Origin of the sequence: Flavobacterium sp. (genome assembly GCF_027483985.1) — a bacterium.
In the GTDB taxonomy this organism is placed as follows: domain Bacteria; phylum Bacteroidota; class Bacteroidia; order Flavobacteriales; family Flavobacteriaceae; genus Flavobacterium.
This window is the reverse complement of the sequence record NZ_JAIXTJ010000043.1, coordinates 1-19,585: the sequence shown is the minus strand read 5'-3', so window position 1 is coordinate 19,585 and position 19,585 is coordinate 1. Positions and strand designations below refer to the sequence as shown.

Below are 19,585 nucleotides of genomic sequence, written 5' to 3'. Positions count from 1 at the left end.
ATTAGTTTTTTTGAATTAATGCTTTCATTTGTTTTTTTAATTCTTCTATTTCTTTATTCTGATTTTCAATTGCTTTACTTTGATTTTCTAGCATTTTGTTTTGCTCAATTATGTATAGCGTAAGCTCTTCGATTTTTTCCATTTGCTTAGCTTGCATTACTGATAAATCCAATCCATTTTTAGCTAAATCTTCAGCAGAATCTATATTAGGTAAGTGATTGTTTTTATTTATAAATTCTTCTACTTGCTTTAATGGCATTAATTTATAATCATCTGCAAATACATAATCAGCCCAATTGTTGGTGCTTCTAAGTGCTACTTTAATTTTTTCAGTTAAGATTCCTCCTTCTACAAATAATTTATAATTTCCAGTGTTGTTTGGATAGATATAACTAGAACCAATATACATTTTTCCGTGATTTGGACTTGTTGAAGTATTAAACCAAATATTTCTATCATTCATATTTACAACTCTATTGTTATTGGTTGTAGTAGATTGATTAATTGTACCGTTGTTAGAATAAAGACTTGTATCAATTGAACTTACTTGATATGGTGTTGATGGCGCACCGTTACCTGTAATAGTTACATTACTTCCTGGTATTACCGTAGTTGTTGGTAAAGTAATTGTATTTCCGTTTGAAATCGTCAAAGCATTTCCAACTAATGAAAGTGATTGAGCGTCTGTATCAGTATCTGTAAAAGTGGGTAAAGTAATTGTATTTCCGTTTGAAATTGATAAGGTATTCCCAGTAATTGTTAGTGATTGCGCGTCTGAATAAGTTGGAAGCACTACTGTATTTCCATTAGAAATTGAAAGATTGTTTCCGACTAAAGTTAAAGATTGCGCATCTGTATCTGTAAAGGTTGGTAAGGTAAATGAACCACCACCATTAGATAATGTTACTGTGTTTCCTGATTGTGATAACGTTTGTAGTTCATTAGTTGTACTTGAGTCGACTTCTGTAAATGTTGGAACTGGCAACGTTACTGGTGCACTTGAAACGCCATTGACAGTAGTTATTAATTGATTGCTAGAACTTATAGAATTACTTATAGAGTTTACTATTGGAGCGGTTGCAATCAAAGAATTAACATTACTAGTCATTGTATTTCCAGCAGAAGACAATAAATTACTTGTTGTAGAATTTGGTAATTTTTGCAAAACCACATCTCCATTTGCGTTTACACTAAGAAAACTATTTGTAGTGTTAATTGAATTAGGGATAAAATTACTATTCAAATTAGAAAAACGTAGACCTGAATTACCGAAAACACCGTGGGTAATTTCTACTTTATTACCAGGAGTTCTAGTTCCAATACCTACTCTACCTTCAACCAATAAACCGTTAGCTGGTGCGAGTGACCCTGCAACTGGAAAAGGAATTCCTCTTGGAGTAAAATTTCGTCCAATTACAACACCACCACCAATATCTAATTTATTGACTGGAATTACATTATTTCCTAAACCAAATCCTGCATTACCTCTGGCCGATATTAACATTTTTTGATTTCCACTTCCATCGGCTAATATTATTGTTTTTTCAGTATTATTTCCAGAGATTATTGGAGTTGAAGGCAAAGGATTAACAGTAACTCTTCCTAAAAAAACATTATCGCTACCATTTACAAGATTTATTGCATTTTCATTTCCAATAAAAACATTATTATTTCCAGACAACAAATTTCTTGGAGAATAATATCCTATGGCGATATTACCATTTCCTTGATTCCTTAATAACGTTGCATATCCGATTGCTGTGTTGTTCGAACCTGGATTTTGAGCATCTCCCATTGCTCTATGACCAATCGCAATATTACTACTTCCAGTTAAATTATTTTCTAAACTTCTAGTACCAAAAGCGCAATTAAGTTCACCTGAATAATTTCTACTTAATGCATCATTTCCAAAAGCGTTGTTAAAGCCACCTTTAGATTCCATTAAAGTATTGTTACCGAAAGCACTATTACTACTACCAGCATTGTTGATTAACGAATTGAAACCAAAACCATTGATGTAGTTTCCCGAATTATTTAAACCAGCATTAAATCCAAAAAAGGTACTATTAATTTGAGCATTACTTTTAAACAAGACAGATAATAATGCAAACAATGTAATGAATGAGTAGTTTTTAATTTTCATAGCAGTAGGTTTTAGTTAGTAAATGAATAGTTAAAATTCATCTAATTGCTTGATTTGGGGTCAGTAACAATTAGTTGTTGTTTCTTTTATCAAAATAAATAAAACATTTTCATTAACATCGTTAAAATTCAATATTATTCGACAACTTACCTGTTTTATGATTTAAATGATTAACTTTTCCTACTTTTTCAAGAAAGTAATTAAATATTTCTAAATTAAAAAAAAAGCAAAAAAAAACTCCTTAAAAAGGAGTTTTAATTCTAATAATAGGGAAAATTATCTTTTGTCCATTGCCACAAAATCTCTCAATGGGTGACCTGTATATACCTGTCTTGGTCTTCCAATTGGTTCTTTGTTTACACGCATTTCTTTCCATTGTGCAATCCAACCTGGTAAACGTCCGATAGCGAAAAGTACTGTAAACATATCGGTTGGAATTCCTAAGGCACGGTAAATGATACCTGAGTAAAAATCAACATTTGGATATAATTTTCTTGATACGAAGTATTCGTCAACCAATGCTGATTCTTCTAACTTCTTAGCAATTTGAAGAATTGGATCATCAACTCCTAGTGTTGCTAAAACTTCATCGGCAGCTTTCTTAATGATTTTAGCTCTTGGATCAAAGTTTTTATAAACTCTATGACCAAATCCCATTAAACGGAACGGATCATCTTTATCTTTAGCTTTGGCTAAATATTTATCGGCGTCACCACCATTTTTTTGAATTTCTTCTAACATTTCAAGTACCGCTTGATTAGCGCCACCGTGTAATGGACCCCAAAGTGCAGAAACACCAGCAGAAATCGAAGCAAATAAACCTGCGTGAGATGAACCAACAATTCTTACTGTTGAAGTCGAACAGTTTTGCTCGTGGTCAGCGTGAAGAATAAATAATTTATCTAAAGCAGCTACAACTGAAGGATTGGCTGTATATGGTCCTGTTGGCAATTTAAACATTAACTGCATAAAGTTCTCAACATAACCCAAAGTATTGTCGTAATAATTTAATGGATAACCCATCATCTTTCTGTAGGTCCAAGTGGCGATAACAAGGAATTTACCCATTGTTTTACAAACCGCTTCATACATTTCTTTTTCGTTCTCAACATTAACTACTTTTGGATTAAAAGCGGTCAAGGCAGAGGTCAATGATGATAAAACACCCATTGGATGCGCCGTTTTTGGAAAACCATCGATGATATTTTTCATCTCTTCGTTAACCAAAGTATATTTACGGATATCGTTTTCGAATTGCGCTAATTGGTCTTTGGTTGGTAATTCACCAAAAATAACTAAATAAGACACTTCAAGAAAATCAGCTTTTTCAGCTAAATCTTCAATAGCATAACCTCTGTAACGTAAAATTCCTTCTTCACCATCAAGGAAGGTAATATCACTTTTGCAAGAACCTGAATTTTTGTAACCTGGATCTAAAGTTATAGCACCTGTTAGGGCACGTAATTTTTCAATATCGATAGCAGGTTCGTTTTCGCTTCCTACAATAATTGGAAACTCATATTTATTGCCATCGTATTCTAATATTGCTGTTTTTGACATAATATAATGGGTAATTAAGCTTGATAATTTATAATTTAACAAAATTATGGAATTCTAAATGAATTAAAAAACAAATACGTTAACGTTTTCGTTAATTTTATTATAAATATTGCAAGGTTGCTATATATATCAAGAATTGAATTAAAAATAATTGTCGATTAAAAGCGCATTTACCGAAAATAAGCAAATATTATTGTTAAAATTATCTTTATGTGAATAAAGTATCTTATTTTTGAGATTAGTTACCTAATTTATAACCATTACTGCGACATATTTGAACTCCAAATTAAAAATAGAAACATTACTAGAGGAATCTTATCAATCAAGGATAAACAATTTGAACCTGAGTATTGAATTAGCGACCAATGCTTTATTGTTGTGTGTCGATCCATCATATGATTCTTTAAAAGCAAAAACTTTTTCTAGATTATCATTATATTATATGATTACAGGAAAATATGATGAATCATTTAATTTAGCGCAAAAAAGTTTAAGCATTTATGAAAAACTTAAGGATGAAAGAGGCATCGCAGAAACTAAATTTAATGTGGCTAGTATTTATTATAAAACTAATGACGTTCAAACTAGTGTTGTTTTATTGATTGACTCTTTAGTAGTTTTTAAAAAACATAATGATTACCAAAATATATCAAAATGTGAAAAAGCACTTGGAAGCATTTATGAATTTACGGGAAATGAACAAAAAGCTATCACTGCAAATAAAAATGCAATTGTTGCAGCCAAAAAGGCAAATGATTTAAATCTTGAATCCAATGCGCTGAATAATTTATCTTCAATTTATTTAAAAAACAACAATATTGATTTGGCTAAAGAATTTATTGAGAATTCAATTTCTTTAAAATCTAAGACAAATGATTTAAGAGGATTAGCTTTTTCAATTTATGGAAGGGGTAAAATTTTTCTTGAACAAAGAAACTACATTGAAGCGGAAAAATGTTTTTTAAAAGCCATCGAAATTCATTTAGAAATGAATGAAAAATTTGGATTAGCAATGGCCTACAATAAACTTGCTAAATTGTATTTGGAAGACAATAAAAATGATCTTGCAAAGAAATATTCTTCTACAGGCCTTGATTTATGCAACTATTTTAATATTTCGATTGTAAAAGTTAAAATTCTATATTTAATTTATAGCATTTACAAAAAAGAGAAAAACCTCACTAAATCATTAGAATTTTTAGAAATTTACATTGAAGAAAAAGATAAAGTATTTAATGCTCAGAATTTTAAAGTTATCGAAAACTATGATCTATTGATCAAAATGCAGTCGATGCAAAAAGATGCTGAATTTCAAAAAGAACGAAATCTATTAATTAGAAAAAACAACAAGAGTGAGCAACTTTCTAAAGTAAGACAAGAGTTTTTATCTACAATGAGTCATGAAATAAGAACACCGCTAAATGCCATTACAACAATTGCATCGATGCTTACTGATGAAAAAAATAGAAATGACACTTCCTTAATTGATACTTTAACCTTTTCTTCCAATCATTTAATGCAAATTGTAAATGATATTCTTGATTATACCAAAATTGATTTAGGCAAGATAACTCTTGATTTTCAGCCTACAGAAATAAAAGAATTTCTAAATAATTTTTACAATACTTATGACATTCAAGCAAGAGAAAAATCAATTGAATTTAAATTAATAACGGATTCTAATTTAGCAAAAACATATTTTCTAGATACTTCAAAGCTTACTCAAGTGTTAGGCAATTTAGTTAATAACGCTGTAAAATTTACAGATAAAGGAACCATTACTCTTGAACTAGCTGTAACCTCAAAGACTCCAGAAAATGATAAAATTTTGTTTAAAGTTTCTGACACAGGAATAGGAATTGAAAAAGAGAATTTAAAACTAGTATTTGATAGTTTTTCACAATTAAAAAGCGGAATTACAAGAAAAAAAGATGGTGCAGGATTAGGTTTGTCTATTGTAAAAAAAATCATTGAACTCTATAAAAGTGATATACATATTGAAAGTATTGTAGGCAAAGGAACTACATTTTCGTTTGAATTAACTTTAAAAAAATCGGAATTAGAACAAGATGATGAAATAAAAACATCTGAAGTAACTATTGACGGTTTAACTGTTTTATTAGCCGAAGACAATCAAATCAATGCAATGATTGCAATGAAGTTATTATCAAAGTGGAACATCAAAACAGATCACGCTAAAAATGGTTTAGATGCTACAGAAAAATCAAAAGAAAAAAAATATGATTTAATTTTAATGGATATTCATATGCCTGTTTTAGACGGATTTGAAGCTGCTAAAAACATTAGAACACTTCAAAACTTGAACACAAATACGCCAATTTATGGTTTAACCGCAGACATTGCAGCAAAAGATAATGCTGATTATAACATCTATTTTGATGATTTCTTACTCAAACCTATAGAAATTGAAAAACTCAAAAGAGTTTTAATAAATAAGTAAAAAGCCACTAAAATTAATTAGTGGCTTTTTTAAATCAAAGTTTATTTTCTAATAACTTTTTCTACTTTAATACCTTCTGAAGTAACAACTTTTAAATAAAATATTCCGGCACTTCTTTCAGATAAGTCGATTGTAGCATTAAAATCTTTAACATTGGAAAACTGAATTAAACGACCACCTAAATCATATAATTCTAAATAAAGAATGTCATTTTTTGATTTAATATTTATCAATGAATTTGTTGGATTAGGAAATATCGAGACAGTAGCATCTAAATTGTTTTGATTTACTCCTAATGTTTGAAAAATTGTTTCTTCATTATTCGTCGCTAACGGATTGTCATAATCTAAATATACATCGGCATCATTTAAGACTGCAGAATCAGTTGTAATGTTATCGTTAGTTTTTATTTTAAGTAAAATTCCACCACTTCCGCCAGGTCCGCCAACATCAGCATTTCTAAAAGAATATCTGGCGTTATTATTTTTTGCTTCCATTTTCATAGGATGATACGTGTATAAAATTTGAAGTGAACTCATATCAAATTTTGATGCATCAATTACATTTACAATATTGATATCATTGATTGTTTCTGTAGTTGTATTGGTGAAACTAATTACATAATGAAGGTACTTGCCAATTAATGAAGTATCAACATTATTTCCTTCTAAACATTCAATAAAAACAGCTGGTTTACTTTCAATCACTTGTTTGTAAGTAAAAACGTTATCTGCTAAATCTATTGGCAACTCTGTATTAATTAATGTCTCATTAAAACTAAGATTGAAAATCATTTCGTTACCTAATACTGCAGTTGGACTAACATTAAAAGTTACCTCGAAATCTCTAGTTTCATAAGGTTTTATTTGATTAACATTTAAAGCCAATTGATTAAGAGAATTAGTCACAGCACCATTTGATGCATTTACAAATGAGAGTAGAGAATTATTATAGTTTAGTAGTAGTCGCGCATTGGTTGTCTTTGTCCCTTTGTTTTTATAGACCACTTTATAGGTAGCTAAATTATTTGGAAGTGCTTGTGTTTTTGGCGCTATAACAACTTCTAAATCAGGTAGTGGTGCAGAAATAGGCAAAATTACTTGATTATTCACTAAATCATTTCCGTTTAATGAAGTTGCTAAAGTTGGCATTGGCAAACATAAAGACGTATTTTCTAAGACCGAAGATTGAGAAATAGCGCCAGTAGTTACAGTTGTAAAAAATTCAAAATCTCCGTTATTATCGGTTACTGTTTGATAAACATCAGCACCTATAATTGTTTTCATTTTTAAGTAAGGAAATTTAGGATCAGCACTAGTTACGCCGTCATTGAGTGCATCAAAGACCAAATAACCAGATAACCTAGAAGAATTTCCTCCAGGAGCATCGGTACAAAATGAGTTCACTTGACAGGTTGGATTAGACGTTAGATTGGATTGAACAGCAGCAATTTGAGATTCATCTGCACAAATATAAATTAAACCTGAATTAGAACCTCCCGAAAATGAAATAGTTTCATTACGACCATTTTTTACAAATAATGTAATTAAATCATTATTATTACAATTTAAGGAATTTAATTGGACACAATTGGAAACATCAACTGTAGTAAAACTACAACTAGATAAATCAATAGTTGCCAAACTAACAAGTGTGGAAAAATTAATGGTACTTAAAAGATTATTACCATTTACATCTAAATCAGTTAAGCCAGTGCAACCATTGAGTATAATACCGTTTGCTCCCAAATCATTGCTACTACAATCTAAACTTTGCAACAACGAAAGATTTGTCAAATTTATAGAAGTAATATCATTGTTACTGCAATCTAATATTCTTAAATTCGGAAAAAGCTCCACACCTGCAATACTCACAATACCATTTGGTGTTACGTTACTAACATCTAACTCATAAACAAGAGAAGCCTCTGCAACAGTTATGATTCCGTTGTCATTGAGATCAATTTTAATTGAATTACCGTTGCTATCTTTGGCAATGTTATTATTCGTAGCTGCCTGAGTTAATCTAATTCGTAAATTTTCATCAGAAAAAGTGATGTCTTGTGAATAAGAATACCCAAAAAATAAAAGCAAAATTAAGTAGGTTAATTTTTTCATAATGCAATTTTTTATAGTTGGCTTAATTTTTTAAGTTATTGGAACTTCAATTTTTTAAATAATTTATCTTGTATTTGCTCTTTCTTTCTTTGTGATACTGGCAATAAACTGTCATCAGCCATTTGTACAAAACCACTATCTTTTTTTAGATAAGAGGTTACAAAAGCAATATTAATTAAATGAGACTGATGAATTCGAAGAAAATCGTGCTCATTTAGCAATTCTTCATATTCTTTTAAGGTTTTAGATATTAGAATTGGTTTTTTATTTTTGATATAAAACTTAGTATAATTGTCGTCACTTTCACATCTAATTATGTCTGCAATATCAATAAGATGAATTCCATCTGAATTTGACAATGCAATTCTTTTAAAATTATCTGCTTTTTTTCGAATGTTTTCTAAAAGCAAATCAATATGCGAATAATCATTGTCTTTTTCGAGAACGCCTTTTAATTTATCAATAACTTTTTCTAATTCATCTGGCCCAACGGGTTTTAGTAAAAAATCTAAAGCACTAAATCGGAAAGCCTTAATGGCATATTGTTCATACGCTGTAATAAAAATAATATGAGAAGATACTTTTCCTTTTGAATCGGCTAATTTTTCTAACAAATCAAATCCGGTACCATCATTCATTTGAATATCAAGAAAAATTACTTGTGGCGTAACTCTTGACAAAACTTCAAGTCCAGAAGTTACACTATCTGCTTCGTCAATTATTTCAATATCTGGAGCATAAAGAGACAGCAAGCCTTTCATTCCGTTTCTTAAATTTACATCATCATCAATTAATACAGCTGTAATCATATTTTATAGTTTATCTTGGTATTGTAAAGGTAGTTTAACAGTAACTTTAGTTCCTTTTATAATGCCATTTTCATTAATTTCTTCGATTTGTAAATCGGTATTATTAGATTTTGTATTTCCTAACATTTCCAATCTTTTTCTTGTTATATCTAGCGCCATTGATTTATGCATTTTTACTAAAGATTTCTTTAGCTCCTTAGATTTATTTATTCCTATGCCATCATCAGTAATTTCACAAATTAGACTCTCCTCTACAATTGTAAAACTGACTGCAATAGTTCCTGTTTTTGCATCGGGATTTAATCCGTGTATGATAGCATTTTCAATAAAAGGTTGCAATAATAGTGGCGGTAAAACTAAATCATCTTCAATATCACTAGCCTTCGTAATTGTAAAACTAAACTTATTATTAAAACGCAATTGTTCTAATTCTAAATAATTTTGCAAACTTTCTATTTCTTTATCAATTGGGATAAATGTTTCTTTAGAATACTCTAAAGTCAAACGCATTAACTTTGAAAATTTTGCTAAATATTTAATTGCTGCATCCGAACTATTTTGAACAATAAAACTTGAAATTGATCCTAAACAATTAAATATAAAATGTGGGTTCATTTGCAAGTGTAACGCCTTTTGCTCGTAAACAGCTAATTCTTTTTCTAATGTAAGTCGTTTTTTTAATTGATTTCTATTATAAATTAAAAAGGACATTCCAGAGGCGAAAAGTGTTAGTAATATGGATAACGTTAACTTAATTAAACTTGTTTTTTTCTGTTCTTGATAAATAAGTTCTTTTTTTTCTTGTTCCTTCTTTGTTAAAAGTTCTTTTCTTTCAAAATCAAAATTCAACTCGGCTCTAATTGAATTTTTAATTGTTTCAGCATTAGTAACACTATCTTTAGCTTCACTGTATAATTTAAAATGTTTTAATGCTAAATCAGGTTGATTGAGTTTTTCATAAATTTCACTAATGTTTTTTTCAAAGGATTGAACTTGATCTAAAATTTTTAATTCTCTAGCAATTTTTAATCCTTTTTCTGTTGAAGTTAAGGCATCATTATAATTTCCTTGCATTGAATATACTATCCCTTGCAATGCATAAGTTTTTGCAATCCCAAACTTATTATTCAATTTAGTATATCCGGTCAAGGATTTATTTATATTTTCTGAAGCCTTATCTAATTTTTTTGTCTCTATAAAATAATTACCAAAATTGTAGTTCAAATCTGCTTCTCCAAGAAGGTTTGGAAACTTATCAAAATAAAAATTAGCTTTTTTAAAATATTCAAACGCCATTGAATATTCTTTTTTCATTAAATAAACTAATCCAATGTTATTGATTGTAGTACCTATATTAGAATCTTTTAACTTTTCTTGTAAAAACAAACATTTTTCGTAATAAATTAATGCTTTAGCAAAATTATTTTGAGATTTATATATTACACCGATATTATTGTAAATTCTTAAAAGCTTTATTGAATTTTGTGTTTCTTCATATATTCTTAAAGCTTTAAAATTAAATTGCAAAGCTTTATCATAACTACTTTGCTCCATAAAAACATAAGCGATGCTACCATATGCTCTGGCTAAACCATCTTTAACATTTTTAACATTAGATTGGCTAACTACCGTTAACTCTTTTTCAAAAACGATTTGAGCTTTTGTAAAATAATCTAATGCTTCGGTATAATTTCCTATAATAATATTAGCGTTTCCTAAATTATTATAAGATGTTCCTTGTTCTATAAAATGTTCCGTTTTCTTTGCTAACTCTAATGCTTTTTTGGCATAAAATATAGTTTTATTTGGTTCTATACTTTTATACTCATCTGCCATCAAGTTGAAAATTTCAGCTTTACGTATATCACTGTCAGTATTTTTGAACACTTTGTTCAAACTATCTATCTTTGTATTTTGCGAAAAAACACTAAGGCTCGCTGATAACAGCATTAAGTATGTTAAAAAATATTTTATCATAATAGTAAACAAAAATAACATTTACTTTAATACAAATTACAATAAATTAGAATTCGATAGGTTTGGTCGAGAATTCGATTGAAAACAAAAAAAAACTTGACTAATTTTTAGTAGTCAAGTTTTTTATTTAAACAAGTAAATTTATGTTCTTACTTCTGTTTGAAAGCTTTCAATCCAGGAAAGTAAGCTGTATTTCCTAATTCTTCTTCAATTCTCAAAAGTTGATTATATTTCGCCATTCTATCAGAACGTGAAGCTGAACCAGTTTTAATTTGTCCACAGTTTAATGCTACTGCTAAATCGGCAATTGTATTATCTTCAGTCTCACCAGAACGATGCGACATTACTGAAGTATAACCTGCATTATGAGCCATATTTACTGCTGCAATAGTTTCTGTAAGCGTACCAATTTGGTTAACTTTTACAAGAATTGAATTGGCAATTCCTTTTTCAATTCCGGTTGACAAACGTTCCACATTAGTTACAAATAAATCGTCACCAACTAGTTGTGTTTTGTCGCCAATTAATTCGGTTAAATATTTCCATCCTTCCCAATCGTCTTCATACATTCCGTCTTCAATAGAAATAATTGGATAATTTGCTGCTAAGGAAGCTAAGTATTCTGCTTGTTCTCTTGATGTTCTAATTTTTCCGGTTGCTCCTTCAAATTTAGTGTAATCATATTTTCCGTCAACATAAAATTCTGAAGCAGCACAATCAAGCGCAATCATAATTTCATCACCGAATTTGTAACCCGCATTTTCAACCGCTTTTTTAATTGTATCTAGAGCATCTTCCGTTCCGCCAGCTAAATTTGGTGCAAAACCACCTTCGTCGCCCACAGCAGTAGAAAGATTTCTATCGTGTAGTACTTTTTTCAAATTATGGAAAATTTCAGTTCCCATTTGCATCGCGTGAGTAAACGATGTCGCTTTAACTGGCATAATCATAAACTCTTGAAAAGCAATTGGCGCATCTGAATGTGATCCACCATTAATGATATTCATCATTGGCACTGGCAAAGTATTAGCCGAAACACCACCAACATATCTATATAATGGCAATCCTAATTCATTGGCAGCCGCTTTTGCAACAGCTAAAGAAACGCCCAAAATAGCATTTGCACCTAAGTTACCTTTATTATGAGTTCCGTCTAAATCAATCATAACTTGATCAATTTTATTTTGTTCGAAAACCGACGTTCCTAATAACTCAGCAGCAATTTTGGTATTTACATTTTCAACTGCTTTCAGGACACCTTTACCCATATAGGCTTTACCTCCATCACGTAATTCAACTGCTTCGTGTTCTCCTGTTGAAGCACCACTTGGCACTGCGGCACGACCTAAAATACCGTTTTCGGTAACAACGTCAACCTCAATTGTTGGATTTCCTCTTGAATCTAATATTTGTCTAGCGTGAACTTTAATAATAATACTCATTATTGTGTTTATTTTATAGTTAGATAATTACATATTTACCATAATAAGGCACACAAATTTAAGCATTAGTCAAAACTTAATCCATTTTTTTTAAAAAAACTTATAAACTCAATCGTTTTAGTACCCTAAAAAAAGACAAAATCAAAGTTTTAATTGGATTAAAAAAGACATAAAAAAACTTAATGAAAAATTTGTAATAAATTTTATACAATAAAATCGAAAATACGCATTTTAACGCTTTAATTTGCATTTTGTAGATAAATACGTTGGTAACTTACAAATATTTATTTAATTTTATAATGTCAAAGAATCAAATAATGAAATTATGAAACGGTTTTTATTTTTAAGTAACCCTAACTTAAAATCAGTATTTTATAAAGCAATCCTTTTTGGATTCCTTTTTTCATTTCAAATAATCACTGGTCAAAACTACAGAAATGCTAAAGCTTATATAACAGACTTTGGGCGTAATGAATTGTTCGTAAAAGAATCTTTGATGGAATATTCAACAGCTATTATTGACGCTAGTCCAGATGACAGAATTCAAACAACCTTAGAACGCATTTATAAAAAACTTGAGGACGTCAACGAAAACCTAACTAAAAACGATAAAGGAGTTTATGGAGACACAGATTTAAGAGATGCCTTTATAAAATTAAACAACAAAACTATAACCTTACTTAAAAATAAGTCTCTAAAGTTAAATGACTATCAAGCGCAATGTAATTTAGATTATTCTGAAATTTTTAAAAACTTTGCCTACAAAGAATCGGAGATCGCAAAATATTATTCGGAAATATTAAAATATGAAAGTGCCAAAAAAGACTTCGGTTTAAAATATAAGATTAACATTCGAAATTTTAATAAACGAAATGTATTTGAATACAATGCTTACCAAAATTTAATTTTTTACAAGCTAAATATCTTAGATGATAAACTGGTACAATTATTTAAATATAAAAAAGTAGAAGACGTATTGGAATGTGTGAATTTCATCAGTAATGTTACTATGGAATCCTTAACAAAAACAGATCTCTTTAAAGATGATTTCACTGACACTTCGCTAAACGATGCAAATGTTGAATTGATTAATTTTTTTATAAAGCAAAATGAAACACTTGTACCATTATATCAAAATTACATTTTAGTGCATGAAGATTTTCAGAAAATCAAAGCTAAATTTTTTGAAGCTGGTGACACCATAAAAGTTGAAGATTATAACAATGAAGTTAAAAGATACAACAAAATTAAAAATGAATTTTTTGATGCCCTACAAGAAAATCAAATTATAAAAAGTGAACTATTAAAACGTTGGTATGTGACCAATAGTTTATTTCTAAAGAACAATATTGAGTTTGAAAATCTCTATGAAAAATTTTCAAACTTAGATTAAAAATATCAAGAGATTTCTACCTTATTAGAAATCTCTTTTTTTTATGTAAAATATTGTACAATTTACTAAAATTCAAGATCCAAAACACTTAATTTATCGTATGTAAAGTTAAACTTAGTTGGTCTTTTGCCCCAAAGATTTATACTAAACTAACACCTTGTTATTATATAACGTTTTACTCTTTAACTGTAACAGATTGAAATGTTTAGATGATAATTTTACATAAAAATTTAAGCTATGAAAAAACCTACTACTACTCCTAAAAAAGGAAATGAAAAATTAGCTCTTTGCCTTACTTTGTTTTTTTTATTTCTTCAAATGTTTGCCTACGCTCAAAAGAATGACACTCCAGAATACAGAGCGTTAACTGCTTATATCGATGACTTTGCTAAAAACGAATTGTATATTAAAAAAGCATTAATTGAGTATTCAAATACTATCGTTGAAAACCAACTTGAAAATAGAACAAAATCAACAGCTTTAAGAATTATAGAGAAATTAAAAAACATTAATTCAATTATTAAGAAAAATGATCAAGGGTATAAAAAGAATACCTTACTTAGAGATAGTTTTATAAAAATGAATGAAAAAACTATCGAGTGTATGTCAAATGGTACTTTGATAATGAATGATTATGTTTCACAATCACAGTTGAGTGTAACTGAAATAAATAAAAATTTAAAACAGCGAGAGTTAAATCTAAAGAGTTATTTTGATGAATTAAAAGCATTTGAAAAAAGCAAAAAAGAATTTGGCAAAATGAACAATATCAACATCAAGAATTTTAGTGGCACCAATATTTTAGAATACAATGCTTTTCAGAATATATTGTTTTACAAAATAAATGTTTTAGATGAAAAATTAAATGCTACAATATTCAACATTAACAACGATGATTTTAATGAGACCATCACAGCAATTGAAAACACCTTTAAAGAAGTGGTGTTAAAAACTACACAATATAAAACAATTGTAAAGGATAATTCATTGAATAACGAAAACGTAAACTATAGTAATTTTATTTTTACTCAGAAAAAGAAAGTTATTCCCTTATTTAATGATTTTGCAAATGAAAATAAAATCCTAAAAAAACTAAAAACCACTACAGACTCTAATTCGAATGAATCTATAACTTTATACAACCAAACTGTAAAATCCTACAATTTAAAAAAGAATAAATTATTTGATATGATGGAAACTATTCAAGCTAATAAAAAAGTGATGTACGATAAGTGGTTTGCTGTGAATAGAACTTTCTTGAAAAACAATATTAAAATAGATGATATTTATGAAAGTTACACTTATAACGACTAAATAATAAATAAAATAAAATGCCCCAAAAGTTAAAACTATTTGGGGCATTTTTTATATAATTAATTGTTCAACTTAGCTATAAACTCGTCAAATAAATAGGAGGAATCGTGTGGACCAGGACTAGCTTCAGGATGATATTGCACAGAAAAACAATCTTTAGATTTCATTCTCATACCTGCAACGGTATTGTCATTGATGTGAAAATGAGTTATTTCTAAATCCTTATGATTTTCCAACTCTTCTCTGTTAACTGCAAAACCGTGATTTTGTGACGTAATTTCTCCTTTACCTGTCAAGACATTCATAACAGGATGGTTGATTCCTCTATGACCATTAAACATTTTGTAGGTCGAAATTCCATTAGCCAAACCAATAATTTGGTGACCTAAACAAATACCAAATACAGGTTTATTTGAAGCTATCATTTTCTTGGCCGTTTCTTGCACATCAACTAAAGGTTCAGGATCACCAGGACCATTTGACAAAAAATAGCCATTTGGATTAAAAGCTTCAAGTTCACCGAAGGGTGTATTGTATGGGAAAACTTTGATATAGCAATCTCTTTTAGCTAAATTTCTCAAAATATTTGTTTTGATACCTAAATCTAAGGCGGCTACTTTGTAAGTTGCTGCTTCATCTCCGAAAAAGTAAGGTTCTGTTACAGATACTTTTGAAGCTAATTCTAATCCCTTCATATTTGGTACAGCAGCAAGTTGATTTTTTAAATCCTCGATTGAAGTATTATCCGTAGAAATCACCGCATTCTGAGCACCGTTATCACGAATATAACTAACTAAAGCTCTAGTATCAACATCTGATATACAAATTAAATTTTGTTTTTCGAAATAGTCAAACAGATTACTTTCAGAATCAGGACGAGAATGATTAAAACTAAAGTTTTTACAAACCAAACCAGATATCATAATTCTATCAGATTCGACTTCATTGTCATTAACCCCATAGTTTCCAATATGAGGATTAGTTGCAACCATTATTTGTCCGAAATAAGATGGATCAGTAAAAATTTCCTGATAACCAGTCATTCCAGTATTGAAGCAAACTTCACCGAATGTGGTTCCTGCTATTCCTATTGATTTTCCGTAAAAAATAGTTCCATCAGCAAGTAGTAAAATTGCGCGTGGTCGTGTTGTGTATTTCATTGGTAGTAGTTGTTGTGATGCAAATTTATGTTATTTGTAATTAAAACTCAAACCTGTTTATAAACTTTATAAACAATAAAATTATTTAAAGTATATAAAAAAAGGATAAACTATAAAGCTTATCCTTTTTTATATTTATGAATATTAATTCATTATTCAGCACTATCAGTAGTTTCTTCAGTTGAAGCAGCTGGTGCTTCAGTAGCTGGAGATTCCGATTTTTTAGCTTTTCCACCACGACGGCTTTTAGCTTTTTTCTCTTCTTTTTTACCACCGTTGTAGATTTCATTGAAGTCTACTAATTCGATCATTGCCATATCTGCATTATCTCCAAGACGGTTACCAACTTTGATGATACGTGTGTATCCACCAGGACGGTCACCAACTTTAGCTGCAACTTCTCTAAAAAGTTCAGTTACACCATATTTATTTCTTAGGTAAGCAAATACAATACGACGATTGTGAGTAGTATCTTCTTTAGATTTTGTTATAAGCGGTTCAACAAATTGTTTTAACGCTTTTGCTTTAGCAACAGTAGTGTTAATACGTTTGTGCTCAATTAATGAACAAGCCATATTAGCTAACATAGACTTTCTATGTCCAGTCTGTCTGCTTAAGTGATTGATTTTTTTTCCGTGTCTCATTTTAAAATGCTATTTAACTTGAATAAAGAAACTAGTCTTTATCTAATTTATATTTTGACAAATCCATTCCGAAGGTTAAATTTTTAACAGCAACTAGTTCATCTAGCTCAGTTAAAGATTTTTTACCAAAATTACGGAATTTCATTAAGTCGTGTTTGTTAAAAGAGACAAGGTCTCCTAATGTATCAACTTCAGCTGCTTTTAAGCAATTTAATGCTCTTACAGATAAATCCATATCAACAAGCTTAGTTTTAAGCAATTGTCTCATATGTAATGATTCTTCATCATATGAATCTGTTTGAGCGATTTCGTCTGCCTCAAGAGTGATTCTCTCATCAGAGAATAACATGAAGTGGTGAATTAATACTTTTGCAGCTTCAGTAAGAGCGTCTTTTGGATTGATAGATCCATCAGTTTTGATTTCAAAAACTAATTTTTCGTAATCTGTTTTTTGCTCAACACGGAAATTTTCAATAGCATATTTCACGTTTTTAACTGGTGTAAAGATAGAATCAGTAAAGATTGTACCAATAGCAGCATTTTGTTTTTTATTTTCCTCAGCAGGAACATATCCTCTTCCTTTTTCAATTGTCAATTCCATATTGAAATTAACTTTAGAATCAAGATTACAGATTACCAACTCAGGATTTAAAACTTGAAAACCAGAGATAAACTTTTGAAAATCACCTGCTGTTATTTGCTCTTTACCCGTTATAGATATAGTTACTGATTCGTTATCAATATCTTCAATTTGACGTTTAAAACGAACTTGTTTTAAACTAAGGATAATTTCAGTAACATCTTCAACAACTCCTGAAATAGTAGAAAACTCATGCTCAACACCTTCAATTCTTGTAGAGGTGATAGCATAACCTTCTAAAGCAGAAAGTAAAACTCTTCTAAGTGCATTACCAACAGTCAATCCGTAACCAGGTTCTAAAGGTCTGAACTCAAACTTACCTTCAAAATCGGTTGAATCGATCATGATAACTTTATCGGGCTTTTGAAAATTAAATATTGCCATAATTTAGACTAGTGTCAATTATTATTTGTTGTACAACTCTACGATTAACTGTTCTTTAATGTTTTCAGGAATTTGAAGTCTAGCCGGAACAGTAACAAAAGTTCCAGATTTAGTATCATTATTCCAAGTAATCCATTCATAAACATGATTAGAGTTTGATAAAGAACGTTCAATTGACTCTAAAGATTTAGATTTTTCGCGAACAGCAACTACATCACCAGGTTTAAGGTGATAAGACGGAATGTTTACTAATTCACCATTAACAGTGATGTGACGGTGAGAAACGATTTGTCTTGCAGCTCTTCTTGAAGAAGCAATACCCATTCTAAAAACAACGTTATCTAAACGAGCTTCACATAATTGTAAAAGGATTTCACCTGTTACTCCTTTAGAAGCAGCTGCTTTTTCAAATAAGTTTCTGAATTGTTTTTCTAAAATTCCGTAAGAATATTTAGCTTTTTGCTTTTCCATTAACTGAACAGCATATTCAGATTTTTTACCTCTTTTTTTAGCCATCCCGTGTTGTCCAGGAGGATAATTTCTTTTTTCGAATGCCTTATCAGCTCCGAAGATTGCTTCGCCAAATTTACGAGCAATTTTAGTACTAGGACCAGTATATCTTGCCATTTTAAAATTGTTTTGAAAAAGAGATTATGAATTCAGGTCAATAAATCCTTCGATAATCTTAGTTCTTTCTCTTGTTATACTTAATTATATATTAGATACTGAATATTCAGTAAAAAATTATACTCTACGTCTTTTAGGAGGACGACATCCATTGTGAGGCATTGGAGTAACATCAATGATTTCTGTAACTTCTACACCACTATTGTGAATAGATCTGATAGCAGATTCTCTTCCATTACCTGGACCTTTAACATAAACTTTTACTTTCTTAAGTCCAGCTTCTAATGCTACTTTGCTACAATCTTCAGCAGCCATTTGAGCCGCATAAGGAGTGTTCTTTTTAGAACCTCTGAAGCCCATTTTACCGGCAGAAGACCAAGAAATAACCTCACCTTTTTTGTTAGTTAACGAAATGATGATGTTGTTAAAAGTTGCATTAATATGAGCTTCACCTGAAGATTCAATAATAACTTTACGTTTTTTTGTACTTGCTTTAGCCATATTACTTACTATTTAGTTGCTTTCTTCTTGTTAGCAACAGTTTTTCTTTTACCTTTTCTTGTTCTAGAATTGTTTTTAGTTCTTTGTCCTCTTAATGGAAGACCAGATCTATGACGAATTCCTCTGTAACATCCGATGTCCATTAAACGCTTAATGTTTAATGAAGTTTCAGAACGTAATTCACCTTCAATTTTATAAAATGATACAGCATCACGAATTGCTCCGATTTGATCATCATTCCAATCTTGAACTTTAGTATCTTGGCTAACTTGAGCTTTTTCTAAAATCTCAATAGCTCTACTTTTTCCTATTCCGAAGATATAGGTAAGTGCTATAACACCTCTTTTATTTTTAGGTATATCTACCCCTGCTATTCTTGCCATAATTATCCTTGTCTTTGTTTAAATCTAGGA

15 protein-coding genes are annotated in these 19,585 nt (G+C 29.8%); 3 read left to right on the top strand and 12 right to left on the bottom strand.

Annotated elements, in window-relative coordinates:
• Position 1 precedes the first annotated feature (1 nt).
• Both Q0050_RS11525 and Q0050_RS11520 read right to left on the bottom strand, forming a co-directional pair.
• On the bottom strand, positions 2 to 2,143 hold the full coding sequence (locus Q0050_RS11525) for a hypothetical protein (RefSeq protein WP_298395783.1): 2,142 nt from the start codon (positions 2,141 to 2,143) through the stop codon (positions 2 to 4).
• Between the two features lie 276 nt (positions 2,144 to 2,419).
• On the bottom strand, positions 2,420 to 3,703 hold the full coding sequence (locus Q0050_RS11520) for a citrate synthase (RefSeq protein ID WP_298395781.1): 1,284 nt from the start codon (positions 3,701 to 3,703) through the stop codon (positions 2,420 to 2,422).
• 274 nt (positions 3,704 to 3,977) lie between these two features.
• On the opposite strand from Q0050_RS11520, the gene Q0050_RS11515 reads away from it, so the two are divergent.
• Positions 3,978 to 6,164, top strand: coding sequence for an ATP-binding protein (locus Q0050_RS11515; protein ID WP_298395777.1), 2,187 nt, complete (start codon positions 3,978 to 3,980; stop codon positions 6,162 to 6,164).
• A 41-nt stretch (positions 6,165 to 6,205) separates the two neighbouring features.
• On the opposite strand, the gene Q0050_RS11510 is transcribed toward Q0050_RS11515, so the two are convergent.
• The 4 genes from Q0050_RS11510 to eno form a co-directional block, all read right to left on the bottom strand.
• Positions 6,206 to 8,281: a T9SS type A sorting domain-containing protein gene (locus Q0050_RS11510; protein ID WP_298395775.1), complete on the bottom strand. Its 2,076-nt coding sequence runs from the start codon at positions 8,279 to 8,281 to the stop codon at positions 6,206 to 6,208.
• A gap of 35 nt (positions 8,282 to 8,316) precedes the next feature.
• Positions 8,317 to 9,090: a LytTR family DNA-binding domain-containing protein gene (locus tag Q0050_RS11505; protein ID WP_298395774.1), complete on the bottom strand. Its 774-nt coding sequence runs from the start codon at positions 9,088 to 9,090 to the stop codon at positions 8,317 to 8,319.
• Positions 9,091 to 9,093: 3 nt separating this feature from the next.
• The gene (locus tag Q0050_RS11500; RefSeq protein WP_298395773.1) at positions 9,094 to 10,977 is read right to left on the bottom strand and encodes a tetratricopeptide repeat protein; all 1,884 of its coding nucleotides are present in this window, start codon (positions 10,975 to 10,977) and stop codon (positions 9,094 to 9,096) included.
• 239 nt (positions 10,978 to 11,216) lie between these two features.
• The gene (gene eno / locus Q0050_RS11495) at positions 11,217 to 12,509 is read right to left on the bottom strand and encodes a phosphopyruvate hydratase (RefSeq protein WP_298395772.1); all 1,293 of its coding nucleotides are present in this window, start codon (positions 12,507 to 12,509) and stop codon (positions 11,217 to 11,219) included.
• Between the two features lie 325 nt (positions 12,510 to 12,834).
• Here eno and Q0050_RS11490 point away from each other — a divergent pair, with 325 nt between their 5' ends.
• Positions 12,835 to 13,902, top strand: a complete 1,068-nt coding sequence (locus Q0050_RS11490) for a hypothetical protein (RefSeq protein WP_298395771.1) — start codon at positions 12,835 to 12,837, stop codon at positions 13,900 to 13,902.
• A 237-nt stretch (positions 13,903 to 14,139) separates the two neighbouring features.
• Entirely contained in the window at positions 14,140 to 15,216 is a 1,077-nt protein-coding gene (locus Q0050_RS11485) for a hypothetical protein (protein ID WP_298395770.1), read from the top strand.
• A gap of 59 nt (positions 15,217 to 15,275) precedes the next feature.
• Here Q0050_RS11485 and carA read toward each other — a convergent pair whose 3' ends face one another.
• The 6 genes from carA to rpsM form a co-directional block, all read right to left on the bottom strand.
• Positions 15,276 to 16,376 (bottom strand): glutamine-hydrolyzing carbamoyl-phosphate synthase small subunit, encoded by a 1,101-nt coding sequence (carA, locus tag Q0050_RS11480; RefSeq protein WP_298395769.1) that lies wholly within the window; start codon positions 16,374 to 16,376, stop codon positions 15,276 to 15,278.
• A gap of 152 nt (positions 16,377 to 16,528) precedes the next feature.
• Positions 16,529 to 17,020 carry a 50S ribosomal protein L17 gene (rplQ, locus tag Q0050_RS11475; RefSeq protein WP_298395767.1) on the bottom strand — a complete coding sequence of 164 codons (492 nt, stop codon included), beginning with the start codon at positions 17,018 to 17,020 and terminating at the stop codon, positions 16,529 to 16,531.
• A 31-nt stretch (positions 17,021 to 17,051) separates the two neighbouring features.
• A complete protein-coding gene (locus Q0050_RS11470; protein WP_298395765.1) occupies positions 17,052 to 18,044 on the bottom strand; it encodes a DNA-directed RNA polymerase subunit alpha in 993 nt (330 codons plus the stop codon).
• A 21-nt stretch (positions 18,045 to 18,065) separates the two neighbouring features.
• Positions 18,066 to 18,671 (bottom strand): 30S ribosomal protein S4, encoded by a 606-nt coding sequence (gene rpsD / locus Q0050_RS11465; protein WP_298395763.1) that lies wholly within the window; start codon positions 18,669 to 18,671, stop codon positions 18,066 to 18,068.
• Between the two features lie 117 nt (positions 18,672 to 18,788).
• Positions 18,789 to 19,172 (bottom strand): 30S ribosomal protein S11, encoded by a 384-nt coding sequence (rpsK, locus tag Q0050_RS11460; protein ID WP_274782172.1) that lies wholly within the window; start codon positions 19,170 to 19,172, stop codon positions 18,789 to 18,791.
• Between the two features lie 8 nt (positions 19,173 to 19,180).
• Positions 19,181 to 19,555, bottom strand: coding sequence for a 30S ribosomal protein S13 (gene rpsM, locus Q0050_RS11455; protein WP_298395759.1), 375 nt, complete (start codon positions 19,553 to 19,555; stop codon positions 19,181 to 19,183).
• Positions 19,556 to 19,585 lie beyond the last annotated feature (30 nt).